The sequence below is a fragment of the Nocardia brasiliensis IFM 10847 genome, from assembly GCF_000710915.1.
In the GTDB taxonomy this organism is placed as follows: Bacteria; Actinomycetota; Actinomycetes; order Mycobacteriales; family Mycobacteriaceae; genus Nocardia; species Nocardia brasiliensis_A.
The window spans coordinates 19,514-39,190 of record NZ_BAUA01000077.1 but is presented as its reverse complement, the minus strand read 5'-3'; the positions used below and the strand labels follow the sequence as shown (position 1 = coordinate 39,190).

The 19,677-nt window shown below is 71.1% G+C and carries 14 protein-coding genes and 1 pseudogene; 3 read left to right on the top strand and 12 right to left on the bottom strand.

Features of this window, described 5'->3' with window-relative positions; translation table 11 throughout:
* Window positions 1-3: 3 nt before the first annotated feature.
* Window positions 4-435, top strand: coding sequence for a YdeI/OmpD-associated family protein (locus NBRGI_RS16540; RefSeq protein WP_029897270.1), 432 nt, complete (start codon window positions 4-6; stop codon window positions 433-435).
* 74 nt (window positions 436-509) lie between these two features.
* On the opposite strand, the gene mtnC is transcribed toward NBRGI_RS16540, so the two are convergent.
* From mtnC to NBRGI_RS16485, 11 genes and pseudogenes are all read right to left on the bottom strand, one after another.
* The gene (mtnC, locus tag NBRGI_RS16535; RefSeq protein ID WP_029897268.1) at window positions 510-1,199 is read right to left on the bottom strand and encodes an acireductone synthase; all 690 of its coding nucleotides are present in this window, start codon (window positions 1,197-1,199) and stop codon (window positions 510-512) included.
* The gene (locus NBRGI_RS16530) at window positions 1,196-1,771 is read right to left on the bottom strand and encodes a 1,2-dihydroxy-3-keto-5-methylthiopentene dioxygenase (protein WP_029897266.1); all 576 of its coding nucleotides are present in this window, start codon (window positions 1,769-1,771) and stop codon (window positions 1,196-1,198) included. The genes mtnC and NBRGI_RS16530 overlap by 4 nt, the downstream gene beginning before the upstream one ends.
* Entirely contained in the window at window positions 1,768-3,423 is a 1,656-nt protein-coding gene (locus NBRGI_RS16525) for a bifunctional S-methyl-5-thioribose-1-phosphate isomerase/methylthioribulose 1-phosphate dehydratase (protein WP_029897264.1), read from the bottom strand. Before NBRGI_RS16525 ends, NBRGI_RS16530 begins: the two co-directional genes overlap by 4 nt.
* 118 nt (window positions 3,424-3,541) lie before the next feature.
* The gene (locus NBRGI_RS16520; protein ID WP_029897263.1) at window positions 3,542-3,889 is read right to left on the bottom strand and encodes a DUF1330 domain-containing protein; all 348 of its coding nucleotides are present in this window, start codon (window positions 3,887-3,889) and stop codon (window positions 3,542-3,544) included.
* Window positions 3,890-3,993: 104 nt separating this feature from the next.
* Window positions 3,994-6,185, bottom strand: a pseudogene (locus NBRGI_RS43875) (arylsulfatase).
* Between the two features lie 131 nt (window positions 6,186-6,316).
* Window positions 6,317-6,517 (bottom strand): hypothetical protein, encoded by a 201-nt coding sequence (locus NBRGI_RS47485; protein ID WP_141691864.1) that lies wholly within the window; start codon window positions 6,515-6,517, stop codon window positions 6,317-6,319.
* Between the two features lie 149 nt (window positions 6,518-6,666).
* Window positions 6,667-7,425 carry a class I SAM-dependent methyltransferase gene (locus tag NBRGI_RS16505; RefSeq protein WP_029897261.1) on the bottom strand — a complete coding sequence of 253 codons (759 nt, stop codon included), beginning with the start codon at window positions 7,423-7,425 and terminating at the stop codon, window positions 6,667-6,669.
* 82 nt (window positions 7,426-7,507) lie between these two features.
* Window positions 7,508-9,244: an NTP transferase domain-containing protein gene (locus NBRGI_RS16500; protein WP_029897258.1), complete on the bottom strand. Its 1,737-nt coding sequence runs from the start codon at window positions 9,242-9,244 to the stop codon at window positions 7,508-7,510.
* An 83-nt stretch (window positions 9,245-9,327) separates the two neighbouring features.
* The gene (locus NBRGI_RS16495) at window positions 9,328-10,077 is read right to left on the bottom strand and encodes a VOC family protein (protein WP_029897256.1); all 750 of its coding nucleotides are present in this window, start codon (window positions 10,075-10,077) and stop codon (window positions 9,328-9,330) included.
* A 48-nt stretch (window positions 10,078-10,125) separates the two neighbouring features.
* Window positions 10,126-10,422: an MGMT family protein gene (locus tag NBRGI_RS16490; RefSeq protein WP_014987736.1), complete on the bottom strand. Its 297-nt coding sequence runs from the start codon at window positions 10,420-10,422 to the stop codon at window positions 10,126-10,128.
* A gap of 5 nt (window positions 10,423-10,427) precedes the next feature.
* A complete protein-coding gene (locus tag NBRGI_RS16485; protein WP_029897254.1) occupies window positions 10,428-11,204 on the bottom strand; it encodes an alpha/beta hydrolase in 777 nt (258 codons plus the stop codon).
* A gap of 72 nt (window positions 11,205-11,276) precedes the next feature.
* Between NBRGI_RS16485 and NBRGI_RS16480 the strand changes: the two genes are divergently transcribed.
* Both NBRGI_RS16480 and NBRGI_RS16475 read left to right on the top strand, forming a co-directional pair.
* Window positions 11,277-15,287, top strand: coding sequence for a PD-(D/E)XK nuclease family protein (locus NBRGI_RS16480; RefSeq protein WP_370627772.1), 4,011 nt, complete (start codon window positions 11,277-11,279; stop codon window positions 15,285-15,287).
* A 76-nt stretch (window positions 15,288-15,363) separates the two neighbouring features.
* Window positions 15,364-19,263 carry an ATP-dependent helicase gene (locus NBRGI_RS16475; protein ID WP_029897250.1) on the top strand — a complete coding sequence of 1,300 codons (3,900 nt, stop codon included), beginning with the start codon at window positions 15,364-15,366 and terminating at the stop codon, window positions 19,261-19,263.
* Here the strand turns inward: NBRGI_RS16475 and NBRGI_RS16470 are convergent.
* Complete coding sequence (locus tag NBRGI_RS16470) at window positions 19,220-19,633, bottom strand: DoxX family protein (RefSeq protein WP_029897248.1); 414 nt, start codon at window positions 19,631-19,633, stop codon at window positions 19,220-19,222. The two genes, NBRGI_RS16475 and NBRGI_RS16470, sit on opposite strands and share 44 nt — an antisense overlap.
* Window positions 19,634-19,677: the final 44 nt, after the last annotated feature.

Here is a 19,677-nt window from a genome sequence, read left to right as displayed (position 1 = left end):
CGCATGGAGCAATTCGTGGGAACGATCGAGTCGGCGCTCGGCGGCGGCGCGTTCGTCGCCGTCCCCGCGGCGGTGTCCGCCGCGCTGGGCGGCGGGCGCGTCCCGGTCCGCGCCACCTTCGACGGCGTCGAATATCGCGGTTCCATCGTGGACATGGGGTCGGGACCGTGCCTGGGCGTGCTGAAAGCGATCCGCACCCAGCTCGGTAAGGGCCCCGGCGACACCGTGCTCGTCACCGTGGTGCGTGACGACGCCGAGCGTACGGTCGAGGTACCGGACGACCTCGCGGCCGCACTGCACGCCGCAGGCCTGCGCGCGGCCTTCGACGAACTGTCCTATTCCCGCCGCCGTGAACACGTCGCGTCGGTCGTCGACGCCAAACGCGAGGACACCCGAACCCGCCGGATCGCGAAGGTGGTCGCCGCAATGCGGTGAATGAGGTTGTGCCGAAACATGATCAGCGCCGGCACTGCGGCGTGACCAACGCGCGCCAGGCGCGAGCACAGCTGCTATTCGGCGCGAGTTTCGATATCGGCGAAGGTGTCCACCCACCGGTGCGGCGGCCGCGGCGGGTTCGGTTCCCCGGGCCGCGCCAGGCCGACCACCTGCCAGCCCGCGGCGACGGCCGCGTCCAGTTCGTCGGGGTGGTCGGACAGGAACAGGATGCGCTCGGCGGGCACGCCGATCGTGCTCGCGATCTTTTCGTAGGAGGCGGCCTCGCGCTTACCGCCCGCGGTGGTCAGATCGAAGAAACCGCTGATCAATGACGCCAGCTCGCCGCCGCGCGCGAAGGCGAACCAATCCTGTTGGTTGCGAACGGATCCGGACGAGTACACGTACAGCGTCAGCTCGGCCGCGTGCCAGGCCCGGAGTGCGGGCGCCACGTCGGCGAAGAACTCACCGTGCAGTTCGCTCGCCCGGAAACCCTCCGCGCAGATCAGTCCCTGGGCGGCTTTGAGCGGTTCGGCCTTGACGTCGGAGTCGAGCCAGCCGCGCAGCACGGCCGCGATCTCGTCGGTGTCGGCCGTCGGGCGATCGGCCAGCCGTCGGGTGCCGTCGATGATGGGCGCCGCTGCGCCCTCGCGGTTTTCGGCGAGCCAGCCCGGCAGCCGGGCGCGGGTGTAGCCGTACAGGTCTTCGCGCACCGAGCTGGTCGGACTGGTGGTTCCTTCGATATCGACGACGATCGTCGTGATCATGACTTGGCGAGCAGCTCGTCGAGGGTCGGGAACCCTTCGCTGATCCGGTCACCGGTGAAGTCACCGACCCAGCCGTCGGCTTCCTCGAAGAACCGGATGGCGATGAAATCGGGCCGGGTGCCCATGTCGAACCAGTGCAGGGTGCCCGCGGGCACCGAGAGCAGGTCGCCGCCCTCGCAGACCACGGCCAGCACCTCGTGCCCGAGGTGCAGATAGAAGCAGCCGCGCCCCGCCGCGAAATAACGGACCTCGTCCTCGGCGTGACGGTGCTCGTTCAGGAACTTCTCCCGCGCGCCCTTGGCGACCTGCGGCCACTCCGGATCGCTGTCGTCGGGGTGGATGCGGGCGATGTCGATGTGCTTGTAGCGTCCGGACTCGTTGAGTTCGGCGACGTTGTCGGTGTAGTGCGCGAGCAGGTCGTCCGAGGACACCGCCGCGGCGTCGGGCAACACCGGCCAACGGCCGAAAGTGATGCCGTGCGCGGCCAATTCGGTGCCGATCAGCTCGTCGTCGGTGGTTCGCACCCGCACGTCGGCCGCGTTGTCGGCGGCCATCACCTGGAGCAGGGTCATGTCAGTCCAATCTCGAGTGGGTCCGCGCGCTCGCCGAACGCCTGTGTCCGGCCGGTCCGGGAGACCAGCTCGCACAGGGCTTCCAGGCATTCGGCGCGATCGCGCGCCTGGGAAAGATTGTCCCCCCACGCGGTGATTCCGTGACCCGCGATGAACAGGATCGGGGGCGCGTCGGGATGGTCGGTGAGGTAGCGCTCGATGTCGGCGCCGATGCGCGGCACGTCGGACCAGTTGGGGTACACCGGAATATCGATGGCCGCGGGATCGGTGCCGCCGAGCCCCTTGATGAGTTCGTAGTCCGTGATCCGCATCGTGGTCACCGCGTCGAGCGCGCCGGGGCGGGTCGCCAGTGCGGTGGCGTAGGGCGGGTGGATGTGCACGACCGCCCGGGCCGCGGTGGCGCGGTAGACAGCGGTGTGAATCGTGGTCTCCGCGGACGGTTTCCGGCCATGGTCGGTGACCGGCGCCGCGTCGACGACCCGGACGGTGACCATATCCCGTTCGGTGAGTTCACCTTTGGACAATCCGCTGCCGGTGATCACCGCGGTATCACCGGTGCGCACCGAGATGTTGCCAGCCGTCCCCGGCATCCAGCCCCGCTGATAGAGCTCGCGCGCGATCCCGGCGATCTCCTTGCCCGGCAAGGGCCGCAGGCCCGCGCCGCGGTGCACCACACCCAGCTCGGTCACCACGGCCGTCACCAGCTCGCCCGGCGTCACGTCGAAGGCGGGATTGAACACCGCGGTGCCGGCGGGAGCCGTTGCCACACCGCCGAATCCGGTGACCTCGTCGGCCGCGCGTTCCTCCACCACGATGTCGCGGCCGGTGACCATGTTCGGATCCCTGGTCGATTCCGGTGCGACCACGATGAACGGAATGCCGTGGTGGCGTGCGGCCAGCGCGAGGGGGTACGTGCCGATCTTGTTCGCGACATCGCCGTTGGCGGTGACGCGGTCGGCCCCGACGAGCACACAGTCGACCTGCCCGGTCGCCATCGCCCAGGCTGCCGCGGCATCGATGGTCAACCGGTGCGGGATGGCTGCTTCGGCCAGTTCCCACGCGGTGAGCCGGGCGCCCTGCAACAGCGGCCGGGTCTCGTCCACCAGGACATTCGCCACAGCGCCGCGCTCGGCGAGCACCCGCAGCGCGCCGATCGCCGTGCCGAACGCACTGGTCGCGAGGCGGCCGGTGTTGCAGTGGGTGAGCAGTCGCAGCGGCCGGTCCGCGCAGAGTCGCTGCACCAGATCCGCGGCGTGCGTCGCCGCCGCCCGGTTGACCCTGCCGTCCTCGGCGAGCAGGTCGAGGGTCGCGGCCAGCACGGCGTCCGTGCCCCGCTCGATCTCGGCGCGCACCCGCCGCACCGCCCACGCGAGATTCACCGCGGTCGGCCGTGCGGCCGCGATGCGGTCGGCGTCGGCGTGCACCGCGGCCGTGTCTACCACGCCGTCGACGGTGTGCGCGGCGGTGGCGAGGACCACGCCGAACGCGCCCGCGATGCCGATGGCCGGGGCCCCGCGGATCGCGAGCACCCGGATGGCGTCGATCACCTCGTCGACCGTGCGTAAACGCAGTTCCCGGACTTCGTGCGGCAGTCCACGCTGGTCGATGGTGACCAGCGCACCGTCGTCCCAGATCAGAGAACTGTCGTCCATCAAGCCCGTCCTTTACCGCATGTCACCAGGTTGTCCCTGGTCAACGGTATCGGAAACGGAACAGCCGGGAAAAGTCGGCCGCGCGCCGGTCGCCGGCGCCGAAAGCGCCGCGCCGGACTCAGGCCGCCGAGGCGCCCGCGCGCAGTTTCGCCGCGCGCTCGCGTGGGTCGTAGTCCGGCCCGACGCCCTCGATCAACAGCAGATCGCCCTCGATGTGGTCGGTGCGCAGCGGCATGATCGCCTGGTACGCGGGCGAGTGGTACCACTGCCGTGCCGTGTCCAGATCCGGGAATTCGAGCAGCACCATGGACCCGGGCCAACTGCCCTCGACGATCTCGGCGGGCGGTCCGTGAATCACGAAGCGCCCGTGGAACGGATCGAGAGTGTCCTGAATGCGTTCCAGGTATTCGAGGATGTCGGCGTGCGGCGTGCGCGCACGCAGATGGGCGAAGCCATACGCGGGCATGAGCGGTTCCCTTGTTCGGTGGCGTCGCCGGATCGTGACGCCACCTCGACCGTAGGACGCCGGGTACGGCCGGACAATTACCTCCGGGGTAAGTGCCGGTTCGCTTATTCCGCAACGAATTCCGCCTCCCGATCGACCGCCTCGATAGTGCCCGCGGGCACCCGGATCGGCCCCGGCGTGTAGGTCACCGCGCGTAGTTCGCCGCCGTACCGGAACGGGCCGCGGCGCTCGCGCAGCTCCCACGACACCGGTCCGCGCGCGTCGACGCCGACGGAGATGCCCGTCCACGGCGACATGCCCACCAGCTGGATCTGGTCGCGGAGCCGCGCCACCCGCACGCCGTCGATCGCGAGACCGAAATCCCAGCGCAGGTGCGGCCGGACCGTCGCGGTCACCGAGATCCGGCGGATTCCCGGCGTCAGCGGACCCGTCGACACCGAGTCGTAGCGGCCGTAGCTGTTCACCCCGAACACCAGCCAGCCGTCCTCGATGTACAGCAGATACCCGCCGAGCGGAGCACCGTGTGCGACAAGGACACCTTCGTCGCCGGGGCGATAGCCGGCCAGCTCCGCCGTGACGGTGAAATCGCGATAGGCGATCAGGCGCTGGGAGCGGTAGCGCTCCAGGGTCGGGGTGCCGGGCAGCAGCCGCAACGGCTCGCCGAGCCGCGCCTCCTCGGGGCGTCTGCGGGCCAGGTCCTGCCGGGTGAGCAGCGGGAAAACCGTATTGGCCCAGGCGGATTCGTCCCAGGCGGCGGCCAGCTCGGCCGCCTTGTCCGGGAATCGGTCCGAAACGTCGTGCAATTCGGTGGGATCGGCACGCACGTCGAACAGCTGCCAGTGCGGGCCGTCGAGGTCCGCGCCGGGCTCGTGCAGGGACAGCAACTTCCAGCCGTCGCGGTAGAAGCCGCGGTGTCCGGCCATCTCGGAATACCGCTCGGTGTGCCGCGTCTCGGCCTGCGGGTCACGCAGCAGGGCGGCGGCCGAGACGCCGTCGAAGTCTTTGGCCGGCAGGCCGTTACGCACGCTCGGGCGGTGCAACCCGGCGAGTTCGAGCAGCGTCGGCGCGAGATCGGTGACATAGGCGTATTCGTGCCGGATGCCGTTGTCGCCCGCGCCGCACGGCAGTCCCTTCGGCCAGGAGACCAGCAGCGGCACCCGCACATCGCCCGCGAACGTCTGCCCCTTGTAGAAGCGGAACGGGGTGTTCGACGCCTGCCCCCAGCCGTGCGGATAGTGCACCCCGAGCCGCGCGGTGCCGATCAGTTCCTCGTCGTGCGGCACGTCGCCGATCCAGTCCGGGTCGTCGATATGCGCGAAGCCGACGAAGTAGCTGCGGGTGCCCTCCGGCCCGCCCTCGGCGGTGCCGCCGTTGTCCGAGGTGAACGCCACGATGGTGTTGTCGAGTTCGCCGAGCTGTTCGAGGGTGTCGAGAATGCGGCCGAGGCTCTGATCGATGCTGTCGACCATCCCCGCGTACACCTCCATGTACCGCGCGAACCGGCGCTGCTGCGCGGCGCTCAACGAATCCCATTCCGCGGCTTCGTAACCCGGCTCGGTGTTGCGCGGCTTCTGCTCGGTGCCCGCGGGAAACAGGCCCTGTGCGAGCTGCGCGGCGAACCGGTTCTGCCGCAACTGGTCCCAGCCCTCGGCGTAGCGGCCGCGGTACTTGGCCAGGTCCGCGGGTTTGGCCTGGAGCGGACCGTGCATGGCAATGTGTGCGGCGAGCTGTCCGACACCAGCTGGTTCGGGTAGTAGAAGGAGTTGAGTCCCTCCAGTGAACCGTAGTAGCGATCGAAGCCACGCTGGGTCGGCCACGAATCCCGGTGTGCCGCAGGGTGCATCGTGGCGTCGCGGACCAGGTGCCACTTGCCGACCGCGTAGGTCGCGTAACCGTTGTCGCGCAGGATCTCGGGCAGGGTGAGCACATCGTCGGCGAGTTCCAGGCGCAAGCCGGGATAGCCCGGATCGGCGTTCGCGACGAAGCCGAAACCGGCACGGTGGGAGTTGATTCCGGTGAGCAGCGCGGCCCGCGACGGCGAGCACAGCGGGGTGGTGTGATAGTTCGTCAGCCGGACCCCGTTGGCGGCCAGCCGATCCAGGGTCGGCGTCTCGATCTCGGAGCCGAACGGGCCGATATCGCTGTACCCCATGTCGTCGACCAGCACCACGACGATGTTGGGTGCGCCCGCGGGCGCCGTCGGCGGGTAGGTCCACTCGGGTGTCGAGTCCGCGGTGGTGCGTCCGATGGCGCCGCCGAAGGACTCGTAACCGCGCGCGCAGGAGGGAGCAGGCATCCCGTCAGTAGATAGGGCGGAATGTCTGGCTCACCAGCGTTTCACGCAGGGTGCGTGTAACCCACGGGGAGAGCGAGCACAACCGCGGCCGCCGGTTCCACAGTGAACCGGCGGCACGCGGTGTGGATCAGTTAGTTGTGGCCCATCCTGCGCTGATCATCGTCGCGCCGGTCGTTGTCCGACTGGCGCTGGTTCGGCATGCGCTGGCCTTCAGAATTTGCGCCGCCTCGGTTCATACCTTGGTTCTGGTTCTGATCCTGGCGCTGTTGCTGCTGCTGCCGATCCATCTGCCTCGGCATTTTCTTAGGCGCTTTCTTCGACTTTTCAGTCATCTCCACTCGGTCCTTTCCGGGGATTGTTATTCGCCTAACGTTCCCCACGATAGCGAGCCGATGGCAATTCCGAAAGGGTAAGTGAAAAAAGCACGTCGCACCGGCGATCCTAGGCAAACGCCCAGGTAGTACGGCAGTGCGCGGCGAGGTCAGGGTTTACGCGCCTCGATTAGGAATCGGGTCGAGTGGGCGATGAACGGTCCATTTCCTTCGATCTCGTCGTGCATCGTCACGAGTCGATCACGGTATCTGTCGACGGTGAAGTCGGGCACCATCCACGGCACCTTCCGGAGGAAGTAGACCACCGCGCCGATATCGTGGAACTCGACGCGCAACCGTTCGTAGCGCAGATCGACGACTTCCAGTCCCGCCGCTTCGGCCGCCGCACGATCGTCCGCCGGATTTCGCTGCCGCCGAATTTCTTCACTCTGCGGCCCGATGAAATATTCGACCAGTTCGAAAACGCTTGCATCGCCGACATGTTGCGCCAGATAGGTGCCGGACGGGCGCAGGACCCGCGCGATCTCCTGCCACCACACCGTGACCGGATGCCGGCTGGTCACCAGGTCGAAGGCGTTGTCGCCGAACGGCAACGGCGGTTCGTCCGGATCCGCCACCAGCGTGATGCCCAGCGGGTGCAGCAGCTGGGTGGCCTTGGCGATGTTCGGCGGCCAGGATTCGGTGGCCACCAGCAGTCGTGGGATCTGCCCCGCGCCGGCCAGCACTTCGCCGCCGCCGGTCTGAATATCCAGTGCCGCATCGACTTTGCCGAGGCGCGCACCCAGCAGGCGCTGATAACCCCAGGACGGCCGCTGCTCGGTGGCCCGTCCGTCCAGCCAGCCGAAGTCCCAGCCCGCCACGGAGACCGCGCTCGCCTCCGCCACCAGATCCTCGAAGCTTCGTTTCATGTCCGGTGACATTGCCAGCCGGTTGCCGCGGTGGCAACGCCGAATACCGTGACCCGGCCGTCGGGGCGGTGAGTCGGCCTGGTCACCTGGGCAGCGGCAGGAACTCGACGATCGCGCCGTCCGCGGCCTCGGCCGGAACGACGACCAGGCCGTCGCGGTCGACCAGGCCGCCGAGGTGGGCGGTGCGGACGTGCGGATCACCGAGCCAGCCCCCCGCGTCGGCGTAGCGCGCGGGCACGATGCGGGGGACCGGGCCGGAGATCTCGCCCGCGTTGTGCAGCGGGCCGAGCTGGGCGCGACCGGGGGTGCTGCCGGTGCGGCCGTCGACCACCGCGGGAGCCAGCGCCAGCAGCGTGGCGACCGCCGCGTACGGATTCCCGGGCAGACCGAGGACTGTTGTGCCGCTCAGGAGTTCGGCGACGAGGGTGGAGCCGCCCGGGCGCAGGCGCAGGCGGTGCACCAGTATCCGGGCCTGCGCGCGGGCGACCGCGGTGCGCAGCTGATCGGCCGCGCCGCCGCCGGTCGCCCCGACGATCACCAGCAGGTCGCATTCCGCCGCCGCGGCGAGCACCTCGTCGAAACCGTTCGGGGTGTCGCGCAGGTGGACCCGGTCGACGGCGTGAATCCCGTACCAGGACAAGAGCTCCGGCAGGATCGGCCCGATCGAGTCGCGGGTCTGGCCCGCGTGCAGCGGGCCCTTGTTGCGGATCTCGTCGCCGGTCATGATGATGCGGGCGCGCACCGGCCCGCGCACCGGCGCGGCGGTCACCTCCACGCTCGCCGCCGCCGAGATCAATGCCGAGGTGACCGGAGTTCCCTGCGGCGCAACGAGATCCCCGGGTTCGCGGTCCTCGCCGCGGCGGCGGATATCGTCGCGGAGCGGGGTGTCCGGTAGTCGGTGCAGCCGGTCGCCGTCGACCTCGGTGAATTCGTCGCGCACCACGCCGGTGGTGCCGTCCGGCACATGCGCACCGGTGGCGATGCGCACCGCCTCGCCAGGCAGCAAGCCGACCGGGCGCTGGCCGCCGGCGAAACCGATATCGCGGCGCAAGCGCCACGGGCCCGTACCCGCCACCGCGTAGCCGTCCATCGCCGAGACGTCGAAACGGGGCAGTGGACCGGCCGCGGTCAACGGCGCGGCGAGCGCGGCCCCGCGCACCGCGCGCAGATCGGCTACGTAGCTGGTCAGCCGGGTGAGCCCGGTGCGCAACTCGGTGCGCGCCGCCGCGAGGGTGTGCGCCGCCTGCGGCTGGGCCACCGACTCGCGGGCCAGGCGCACCTGCTCGTCGGTGTCGCAGTCGGCGACGCCGGGTAGCGGGATGATCGCCGAGTCGGCGGGGATCAACGCTTTCATCGGTTGGTTGATCAGCGAGTCCAGCTGGTCGAGCGCGGTGCTGAGCGCGGTGCGCCGCCACACGCCGATCAGATATTGCGGCCGTCCCGAGTCATCCGCCGCGAAGACCGCATCGGCTCCGGATTCCCCGGCGTGCCTGAGCAATTCGGTGATCGACCAGGGGGTCAGGAACGGCAGATCCGCGGCGAGCACGACGACGAACGGCGCGGCCGAACCGAGCGCGCGCAGCCCGGCGCCGATCGCCGACACGGGCCCCGACCCGGGCGGCACCTCACGTACCTGCCGAATCGGCTCCGGCAACTCGGGCCGATGCGGACCGACCACCACCGTGTGTGCGCAACCGGCGACGGCCGCCAAGGCGGCGTCGAGCATGGAGCGGCCGCCGATGACGATCGCGGGCTTGTCGACACCCCCCATCCGGCTCGCCCTGCCGCCGGCGAGCACGATGGCGTCCGCGGCGGTCACCCAGCACGACCTCGAGCAAGGTACAACATGGCGGTCATGCTAATTCGTCGCCGCGACGAACCCGGGAGGCGGCGGCCGACCGGCTAGGCCGTCGAGCGGTCGCGGGCCGGGCGCAGCAGACAGAACTCGTTGGTCTCCGGGTCGGCCAGGGGCAGGCTCGGCATCGAGCCGAGGCTCACGCCGGTATGCGCGATGGGTGTCGCGCCCGCGGCGCGCAGCCGGGCGAGTTCGACCGCCTGGTCGTCGTAGGAGGCCAGATCCAGGTGCAGCAGATTGCGGCCGGACTTCTCTTCCGGCGAGCGGACGAACTCGAGCCAGGAGCCGAGTCCGGTCGGTGAACGCAGACCCGCGATCTGCGCGCCGCCGTGCGCGACCGGCCAGCCGGCCGCGGTGGACCAGAATTCGGCCAGCCGCAAGGGATCTCGGGTGTCCACCACGATGGCGGCCACCGCGCCGGTGTCCACGTACTCCTCGCGCGGTTCCAGCACGCAGAATTCGTTGCCCTCGGGATCGGCGAGCACCACCCAGGGCACCGCGCCCTGGCCGATGTCGATCCGGCGCGCGCCCAGCGACAACGCCCGATCGACCTGCAGCCGTTGATGATCGATCGAGCGGCTGGCCAGATCGAGGTGTATGCGGTTCTTGGTGTTCTTCGTTCGGGTCGCGGGCGCGAAGGTGAGGGCGAGCTCGGCGCCGTCGGGGTCGGGCGCCGCGACGTCCACTCCCTCCGGACGCTCGATGGTCACGCCCCACCCCAGCAGCTCGGCCCAGAAATCCGCGACGAGCCGCGGCCGGTCTGCATCGAACACGACACACGCCAGGCGGGTGGACATGAAACAACGGTAACCGCCGCGCCACCCGCTCCGGGGGTATTTCCGGGACTAGGGGAACGGAAAACGCGCCGCCCGCAGGTCGACTCGGCCGTCCCGCACCGGCGTGCCCTCCGCCGCGAGCAGGCGTAGCTGGCGCTCGGCCAGGTGCGCGGCGGGCCTGCCGCTCGCGCCGAGCACCCGGTGCCAGGGCAGGTCGGCCGCGTCGGTGCGCATGATCCAGCCGACCGTGCGCGGCGTGGACAACCCCGCGGCCGCGGCGATATCGCCGTAGGTGGCGACGCGGCCGGGCGGGATCGAGGCGACCAGCGCGCGCACCCGCTCGACCTCGGCGTCCGTGGTGGCCACCGGGCTCAGAGCACCGAGCGGATCAGCGCGGCCGTCTGGGCCGGAAGTTCTTGCGGCACCATGTGATCGCACTCCCATTCGTGCACGGTGAGCCGGTCGCCCAGGTGGGCGCTGAGCGCGGCGCGGAACTCCGGGGTGACGAACGGCGGCTGTACCTTCGTCGCCTGCACCAGGACGGTCGGCAGTTCGCGCGGGGGCAGTACATACGGCCGTGCCAGTTGACCCCAATACGAGGCGACCGCGGGCACGCTCATCCGCCAGCCGAACCGGCCGTGCGCCGTGGGCACCAGATGCTCGGTGAGCTCGGCCGCCAGGATGTGCGGTGCCACGTCCGCCCACGACGACGCCAGCTTGTCCTCGCGGGCGCGGGCCACGGACGCGTAGTCGGGTTCGGCCACGAGTGACTCGGCGATATCGCCGACGAATTCGGGTGCCAGGCCGATCGCCGGATCCAGCAGCACCAGCTGTCGGACCAGTTCCGGGTGACGTTGCGCCAGATACAACGCCGACGCCCCGCCGAACGAGTGCCCGACCACGGTCACCGGCTGCCGGCCCTCGGCGGTGAGCAACTCGGCCAGATCATCGGCGACGGCTTCGAAGGTCCAGGGCGGGCGCGTGCTCGACCGGCCGTGTCCACGCAGGTCGGGCGCGATGATCCGGACCTCGGGGAGATGGTTGGCGGCCAGGTCCGCCCAGCGTTTGCCGTGGCCGGTCACGCCGTGCAGGGCCAAGACGACCGGTCCGGTGGCGGGGCCGAATCGGTGGGTATGAAGAGCTGACACTGGTCCATTCTGACCTGCGGGCGCAAGGCCCGCTGGGCGAGTCGTGCGGAGGGGGACGTCGGCGTGTCGGTCGTGTCTGTTGCAATAGCCCGCGTGGTGCGATCGGATAGCGCGGTGCGACTTGTGCGCCGGAACGTGGCGGCACCCCGGCCTCGGGTCTGGGGCGCCGACGTTCGCGTGCTGTTGGATGCTGCCGCCGCGACCGGGCCGACGCGTCCCGGCTGGCGACCCTGGCAGGTGCTCGGCGGGCCGGGCACGGGCAAGACCGCTCTGCTCGTCGACCTGGCGGCCGGGCGCATCGCCGCGGGCGCCGACCCCGAATCCGTGCTGGTGCTCACCCATTCGAAGCAGGCGGCGAGCGCCGTGCGCGACGCGATCACGGCGCGGTTGGCCGGCCCGGACGCCGAGGGGGGAGTGCCCGGCGCGACCAGGGAGCCGCTGGCGCGCACCCTGCACTCCTACGCGTTCTCCGTCCTGCGCAGACACGCCACCGCGCACGGCAATCCGCCGCCGCGTTTGCTGACCGGTGCCGAGCAGGATGCGGTGCTGCGCGAAATGCTGCGCGGTGACCTGACCGACATCGCGGCGGGCGCGGACGGACTGTGGCCCGAACGACTGCAACCCGCGCTCGCGCTCGGTGGATTCGCCGAACAGTTGCGCGATCTCATGCTGCGCGCCACCGAACGCGGGCTTGGGCCGGAAGACCTGGTTCGGCTCGGCCGCGAGCACGGGAAGCCGGAGTGGGTGGCGGCCGGTAACTTCGCGGTGCGCTACGAGCAGACCATGCTGTTGCGCTGGTCGGTGGGCGTCGAGGCGCCGGAGGCCACCGCGCCCGCGCTGGACGCGGCCGAATTGATCGGCGCCGCACTGGATGCGCTGGCCGGTGACGCCGAACTGCTCGCCGCCGAACGGGCCCGCATCCGGTATCTGCTCGTGGACGACGCACAGCATCTGGACCCGCAGGCCGCGATGCTGGTCAAGGCGCTCGGGCACAGCGCGCACACCACCGTCGTCGCGGGCGATCCGGATCAGGGCATCTTCGCCTTCCGCGGCGCGGACGCGCGCTTCGTCGCCGATCTGGACGCCCCCGACGGCCAGCGGATCGTGCTGCGGGACAACCATCGCTGCGGCGGACCCGTGCAACTGGCGGTGGCCCGGGTCGCGGCGCGGTTGCCGGGCAGTGCGCCGCAACGCTTTTCGCTACCGGACCGCGACCATCGACCGGCCGACGACGGCACCGAGGTCCGGGTGCGGGTGCTCGGCACGCCCGCCAAGGAGGCGGCGCTGATCGCGGACCATTTGCGGCGCGCGCATCTGACCGGTGCGGTGCCGTGGTCACGCATGGCGGTGATCGTCCGATCCGTGCCGCTGTCGCTGGCTCCGCTGCGCCGTGCGCTGCTCGCCGCCGGGGTGCCGGTGCAGCAGCCCGCGCTGGACACCCCGCTGGCCCGGCGTCGCGGCGCGGCCTGGATGCTGCTCTCGTTGCGCGCGGTGCTCGCGAGCGAACAGAAGTCGGCCTTCGGTCCGGACGACGCCCTCGACCTGCTCGCCGGCCCGCTCGGCGGCGCCGACCAGATCACGCTGCGGCGCCTGCGGCGTGGTGTGCGCCGCAGCGTGCTGGAGGCCGAACGCAACCGCTCCCGCTCCGGCCGAACGAGCGAGGAGCCCACGCCGAGCCCAGAATTCGAGCCGCCCGCCGAGCCCGCCGCCGAGACTTTCGAGTCGAGCGCCGCCCTGCCCGAGCCCAGCCTGCACACGCTCGAACGAGCCGCGGACGACGCCGACTGGTACGGCGTGGACGCCGACTGGATCCCGGACGACGTCGAATGGCGCGGTCCCGAAGACCCGGAGACCGCCGACACCACCCCGTCCGGCCCCTCCGCCGCCGATCCGCCCACCCTCGGCGCCGGTTCCACCGACCCGGCCTCCACCGCCGCAGCTTCGACCGGCGCGGCCGCCACTGCCGCGCCGTCGACGGACGTGGCCGCCACCGGCGCAGCTGCCACGGACGCGGCCTCCGCTGCCGGAGCTTCGACGGATGCGTCTTCTACCGCCGCGCCTGCGACGGATACGTCTTCCACCGCTGCAGCTGCTGCGGACGCGGCGGCCAGTGGCCCGACAGGTGCTGTCCTCGACGAAGCCGCACCCGGCGACGTGCTTGCCGGGACGGCGGCCGCGATTGGTGACGTGTCCGCCGCGACGGCGACCGCACCGGGTGATGCGCCCGCTGCGGCGGCGGGTGGGGTCCTGCGGCATGGGGTTGACCAGTCTTCTGCGGAGGTGTTGCGGGATCTGTTGATCGGGGTGGGCGATCCGGAGATTCTGGAGCGGTTGACCGATGTGGAGGCGGCGCCGCTGCGGCGGGTGCTGGATGCGCTCGAGCGGGCACGCAAGGCGCGTCGTCGCGGCGCGGGGCTCGAGGATGTGCTGTGGGCGCTGTGGACGGGGTCACGGCTGGAACGACGGTGGGTCGCCCAATCCGAACGCGGTGGCGCGGTCGGCATGCAGGCCGATCGTGATCTCGATGCCGCCGTCGGCCTGTTCGACGCGGCCGCGAGCTACGTCGACCGGCTGCCGCGCGCCAGCATCGAAGGTTTCGTGGATTATCTGTCGCAGCAAGAGATTCCGAACGATTCCGGCCCGCGGACCGCGCCCAAGGAGGCCGTCGCGCTGATCAGCGCGCACGCGGCCGCGGGCCGGGAGTGGGACGTCGTCGCGGTTGCCGCTGTGCAGGAGGGGATCTGGCCGAACCCGCGCCCGCGCGGCACGCTGCTCGACACCGAGGACCTGGTCGACGTGACGGCCGGCGTGATCGACGCGGGCGAGCACGTCAGCCGGGCCGCGCCGATTCTCGCCGAGGAACGCAGGCTGCTGCTGGTCGCGTGCAGCCGGGCCCGGCGCTCGCTGCTGGTCACCGCCGTGGAATCGGTTTCGGGCGAACGCGACCTGGTGCCCTCGCGCTTCCTGTCCGAGTTGCTCGGGCACGACGAGGACGGTGAGCCCGGCACGTTGCCGGTCGCCGACCCCGGACGCGCCCTGGTGATGCACTCCCTGGTGGCCGAATTGCGTGGCGCGGTCTGCGATCCCGAGTCCGATCCCGAGCGCAGGCAGCGCGCGGCGCACCAGCTCGCCCGCCTGGCCGAGGCCGGAGTTCCGGGGACGCACCCCGACGACTGGTACGGCACAGCCGAATTGAGTTCGTCGCGTGCGCTGTGGTCCGAGGACGAGACCGCGGTGGGCCTCTCACCGTCCACGGTCGAGTTGTTGCGCACCTGCCCGCTGCGCTGGGCACTGGAACGGCACGGCGGGACCGACGGTGACAATCCGCACGCGGTCAAGGGCAACCTGGTGCACACGCTGGTGCAGGCGCTGGCAGGCAAGGTGCCCGAGGCGCAGGTGCGCGCCGCGCTCGACAGGGCTTGGCAGCAGGTCGATCCCGGCTCCGGTTGGCATTCGCGGCAGGAGCTGCGCCGGACCGAGGCGATGCTGGCGACGTTCATGGCGTGGGTGCGCAATACGCGCGGCGAGCTCACCCAGGCCGGTGTCGAGGTGCCGGTCGACTGTGTGCTGCCCGCGCGCACCGAAGACGAACTGCCCGTGCGGATTCGCGGGCGGGTCGACCGCTTGGAGCGGGATGCGCAGGGCCGCTTCGTGATCGTGGACGTGAAGACCGGGAAGACGCCGGTCACCAAGCAGGCGGCGGTCGATCACGCCCAGCTGGCGACCTATCAGGTGGCGGCGGCGATGGGTACGCTGGACGCCGCCGTCGACGAATCCGATGCCGAGGCAGCGGAATCGGACTCGGCGACCGACCCCGGCGACCCGACGGGTGCACTCGGTGAGCCGGGCGGCGCGCGACTGGTGTACGTCGCCAAACCGAGCAGCAAGGAGGGCGCGACCCAGCGCATGCAGCCGCCGCTCGATCCCGAAGCACTCGACCAGTGGCGCAACACCATTCACGACGCGGCGGCGGCCACGCAGGGCCCCAGCTATCTGGCCATGCGCAACGACGGCTGCCGCCACTGCGCGGTCGCGGGCAGCTGCCCGGTCCAGGACACCGGCAGGCAGGTGACCGACGAGTGACTCTGCCGAACTGCCGTACCTGCTTCGCCGACGGCGGTGTCCCACATCGAAAGGGGCGCGGCCGCGGGGTGCACCCGTGACCCGCGTGACGCCGCACCAGCTGGCCGACGCGCTCGGCCTGCCGCCGCCGACCGACGAGCAGGCGGCGGTGATCGCGGCGCCGCCGGGACCGACGCTGGTGGTCGCCGGCGCCGGGGCGGGCAAGACCGAGACGATGGCGGCGCGCGTGGTGTGGATGGTGGCCAACCGCCTGGTCCTGCCGGACGAGGTGCTGGGGCTCACCTTCACCCGAAAAGCCGCGCAGCAGTTGACCGCTCGCATCCGGACCCGCCTGGCCCGGTTGGCCGGCGCGCCGCTGCTGCGCGAGCTGGACCCCTCGGGGCAGTTGCGCGCCCAATTGTCCGGCGCCGAACCGGAGATCAGCACCTATCACTCGTACGCGGGCAGGCTGCTCACCGAACACGGCCTGCTGCTGCCGGTGGAACCGTCCGCGACGCTGCTCACCCAGACCCAGCTGTGGCAGCTCGCGCACCAGGTGGTGCGCTCCTGGGACGGCGACCTGGACACCGACCGCACCCCGGTCTCGGTCACCGAGGCGATCCTGGCTCTGTCCGGCCAACTGGCCGAGCACCTGATCGAGCCCGAACAGCTCGCGGAGGCGCATACCGAGCTGGAGAAGCTGGTGCACACCCTGCCGCCCGGCCCGCGCCAGCGCGGCGGGCCCAGCCAGACCCTGCTGAACATTCTGCAGGTCCAACGTGAGCGCGTCGCGCTGCTGCCCTTGGTCCAGCAACTGGCCGAAGCGCTGAACCGCCGTGGCGCACTGGATTTCGGCGCGCAGATGTCGCTCGCCGCGCGCCTCGCCGCCGAACACCCCGAGGTCGCCGCCGCCGAACGCACCCGTTTCCGTCTGGTCCTGCTCGACGAATACCAGGACACCGGCCACGCCCAGCGCGTCCTGCTCGCAGCCCTGTTCGGCGGCGCCCCGGACGAGACCGCAGGGGACGCGCCTCTCCCGGGGTCGACCCGCACGGCGCCGCCGAGCGAAAGGTCCGGACATTCGGCGACCGCGGCCGAAGGTCGCGCTCGCGCCGAGAACGCCGATACGCCGGAGCCGGGCGAGACGCAGCCCGCAGGGACGGTCCGCGCGGCTACGCCGAGTGACGGGCCTGGACGTCCAGAGAGCACAGGTGCGACCGTGGCCGGGCGTCGTGGTCGTGCCGAGAACGCTGGTGCGGCACAGCTGTCGGCGGGCCGACGGCAACGGTTGGCGGTGACCGCGGTCGGTGATCCGATGCAGTCGATTTACGGCTGGCGCGGTGCCTCGGCAGCGAACCTGCCGCGGTTCGCGACCGACTTCCCCAGTGCGCCAGGCGTTCCCGCGCCGATCCTGCCGCTGCTGACCAGCTGGCGGAATCCGCCGGAGGCGTTGGCATTGGCGAATCTGGTGGCGGACCCGTTGCGGCGCAAGGCACTAGAGGGTGGCGGTGTCACGGTGGACGCACTGCGCGCGAAACCCGATGCGGGCGCGGGCGTCGTCGCGCTGGCGCTCACCGACACTGTTGCCGAGGAGCGGGACTGGCTGGCCGCCCGGATCGCCGAGGAGTGGGCGGCTCGCCGCGCCGCCGGGGAACCGCCACCCACCTCGGCGGTGCTGGTGCGCCGCAACGCCGATGCCTCGCCGCTCGCCGAAGCGCTACGCGCGCAAGGTTTGCCGGTCGAGATCGTCGGTCTCGGCGGCCTGCTCGCGACCCCCGAGGTGGCCGATATCGTCGCCACCCTGCGGCTGATCGCCGAACCGGGCGCGGGCAGCGCGGCCATGCGGGTGCTGACCGGCGCGCGCTGGCGCATCGGCGTCGCCGATATCGCCGCGCTCGCGCGCCGTGCGCGCGCGCTCTCGATCAGCAGGTTCACCAGCGGCGAGGCCCAGGAGATCACCGATGCTCCCGCCCTGGCCGCCGCGCTGCGCGAGGTTGCGCCGGAACCGGCCGAACAGGCCGGTCTGGCCGACGCGATCGCCGATCCCGGTCCGCGCGAACAGTATTCGGAGTCCGGCTTCGCCCGGATCGAAGCGTTGAGCCACGAGCTCGCGGCGTTGCGCGAGCGCAGCGGCCAGTCGCTGACCGAGCTGGTCGCCGACGTGGAGCGCACCATCGGGGTCGGCGTGGAGACACAGGCGCGCCGGGCGATGGCCGGGACCGGTGCGGGCCGCGAGCATCTGGACGCTTTCGCCGAGGTGGTCGCCGGATATGCCGCCGATTCCGGTGCCTCGCTCGGCGGGTTGCTGTCTTTCCTGGCCGCCGCCGAATCGGTCGAGAACGGTTTGGAGCCGGGCGAAGTCGAGGTCGCCAAGGACCGGGTGCAGGTGCTGACCGTGCACGCGGCCAAGGGATTGGAGTGGGAGATCGTCGCCGTGCCGCACGTGGTGCGCGGGGTGTTCCCGTCCGGCACCGCCTCGGGCACCTGGCTCGGGGCGCTCGCCGAACTCCCGACCACGCTGCGTGGCGACCGCAGGCAGGACGACGCGGGCGAGGGCGTACCGGTGCTCGACCTGGCCGATCTCTACGACCGGGCCGATCTGGAGCAGGCGATCAAGGCGCACAAGGAGGCGCTGGAACGCCGTCGCATCGACGAGGAGCGCAGGCTCTTCTATGTCGCGCTCACCAGAACCGAACGCGTACTGCTGGTTTCGTCGCATCACTGGGCCGAGACCGGTAGTTCGCCGAAGGGCCCCTCGGACTTCCTGCTCGAGCTGAAGCATGCGAGCGAAGCCGCCGACAGCCCCGCCAACGGTGTCGTCGACGTCGCGCGCTGGGACGAACCGCCGGAGCACGACGCGGTGAACCCGTTCACCGACAACCCGGCCACCGCCGAGTGGCCACGCGATCCGCTCGGCCACCGCCGCGACCCGATCGAGCAGGGCGCCGCGCTCGTCCGGGCCGCGCTCGAGGAACTGCGGCTGCGGCCGCCCGCACCACGGGAAGCGCCGTCACGCAAGGAATCCGAGCAAGCGCGCCCCGGCGAGCAGTCGGCCCCGGACCTGCCCGGCACGCTTTTCGACGACGCCGCACCGGAATACCTCGAGCCACCCGATTTCGACGACCCGCCATCACCCGATCCGCTCGACGGGTGCGAGGGTGCGCCGGTCTCCGACGTCCCGCCCGACCCGTACGACGAGCCGCTCTCCGAGGCCGATATCGCCTTCGCCGCAACCGAATTCGATCCGGAGCGCCCGGCCGATCCGGCCGACCCCGACGGCTGGGCCGCCGACGTCGACGCCCTGCTCGCCGAATTCGAGGCCGAGCAGTCCGCGGCCGAGGAAGTCGAGCTGCCCGGTCAGATCGCGGCGACCGCGCTGGTCGAGCTGCGCGCCGATCCCCGCAAACTCGCCGCGCGGCTACGGCGTCCGCTGCCGTTCCCGCCGAGCCCGCTGGCCCGCCGCGGTACCGCGTTCCACGCCTGGGTGCAGCGCTGGTTCGGTGCGGACCGGCTGCTGGGCTTGGACGAGCTGCCCGGCGCCTCCGATGGCGGCCCCGCCGACGACGTGGACAAGGAATTGACCGCGATGCAGGACGCGTTCCTGAACTCCTCGTGGGCCAACCGCAGTCCGCTCGAGGTGGAGATCGCGTTCGAAACCTCCATCGCGGGCACCGTGATTCGCGGCCGGATGGACGCGGTGTTCGCCGAGCCGGGCGGCGGCTGGATCGTGGTGGACTGGAAGACCGGGGCCGAACCCACGCCCGCGGAGGAGCCCGCCGTCGCGATGCAGCTCGCGGTGTATCGACTGGCCTGGGCCAGGTTGATGGCGGCCCGGGAGGGCAGGCCCGAGCAGGAGATGCTGGGCCGGATCAGTGCCGCGTTCCATTACGTGCGCACCGGGCGCACCATCGCGCCCGCCACGCTCGCGGGCCCGGCCGAGCTGGCCGAGCTGATCAGGACTGCCGCGCCGACCGGCTCACCTTCAGCGCCTGCGTGATCAGCGGGATCTGCAGCGGCAGCCGCAGCACCGAGCCGATCTTGACCACCTGCGGCAACTTCTTGTTGCCCAGCATGTCGATCGTCATCTGCACGTTCGCCGGGAAGACCGCGATGAACAGCAAGGCGGCCAGTCGTCCGCCGAAACCGCGGGTGCGCGGGATCGCCAGCGCCGCCGCGACGCCGAGTTCGGCGACACCGGAGGCGTAGGTGTAGTTGCGCGGTTCGCCCGGCAGGTACTTCGGGACGATCGCGTCGAACGGCTTGGGCAGCACGAAATGCAGCACACCCATGGGGAACAGCAGGGCGGCGAGGACCAGCGCGGGGCGACGGCCGTCGGTGCGGACGGGCGGGTGAGCGTTTTCTGCCATGAGGCAGCCTTACATTCACCCGTGTTCGCGTCGAGTCCGGGTCC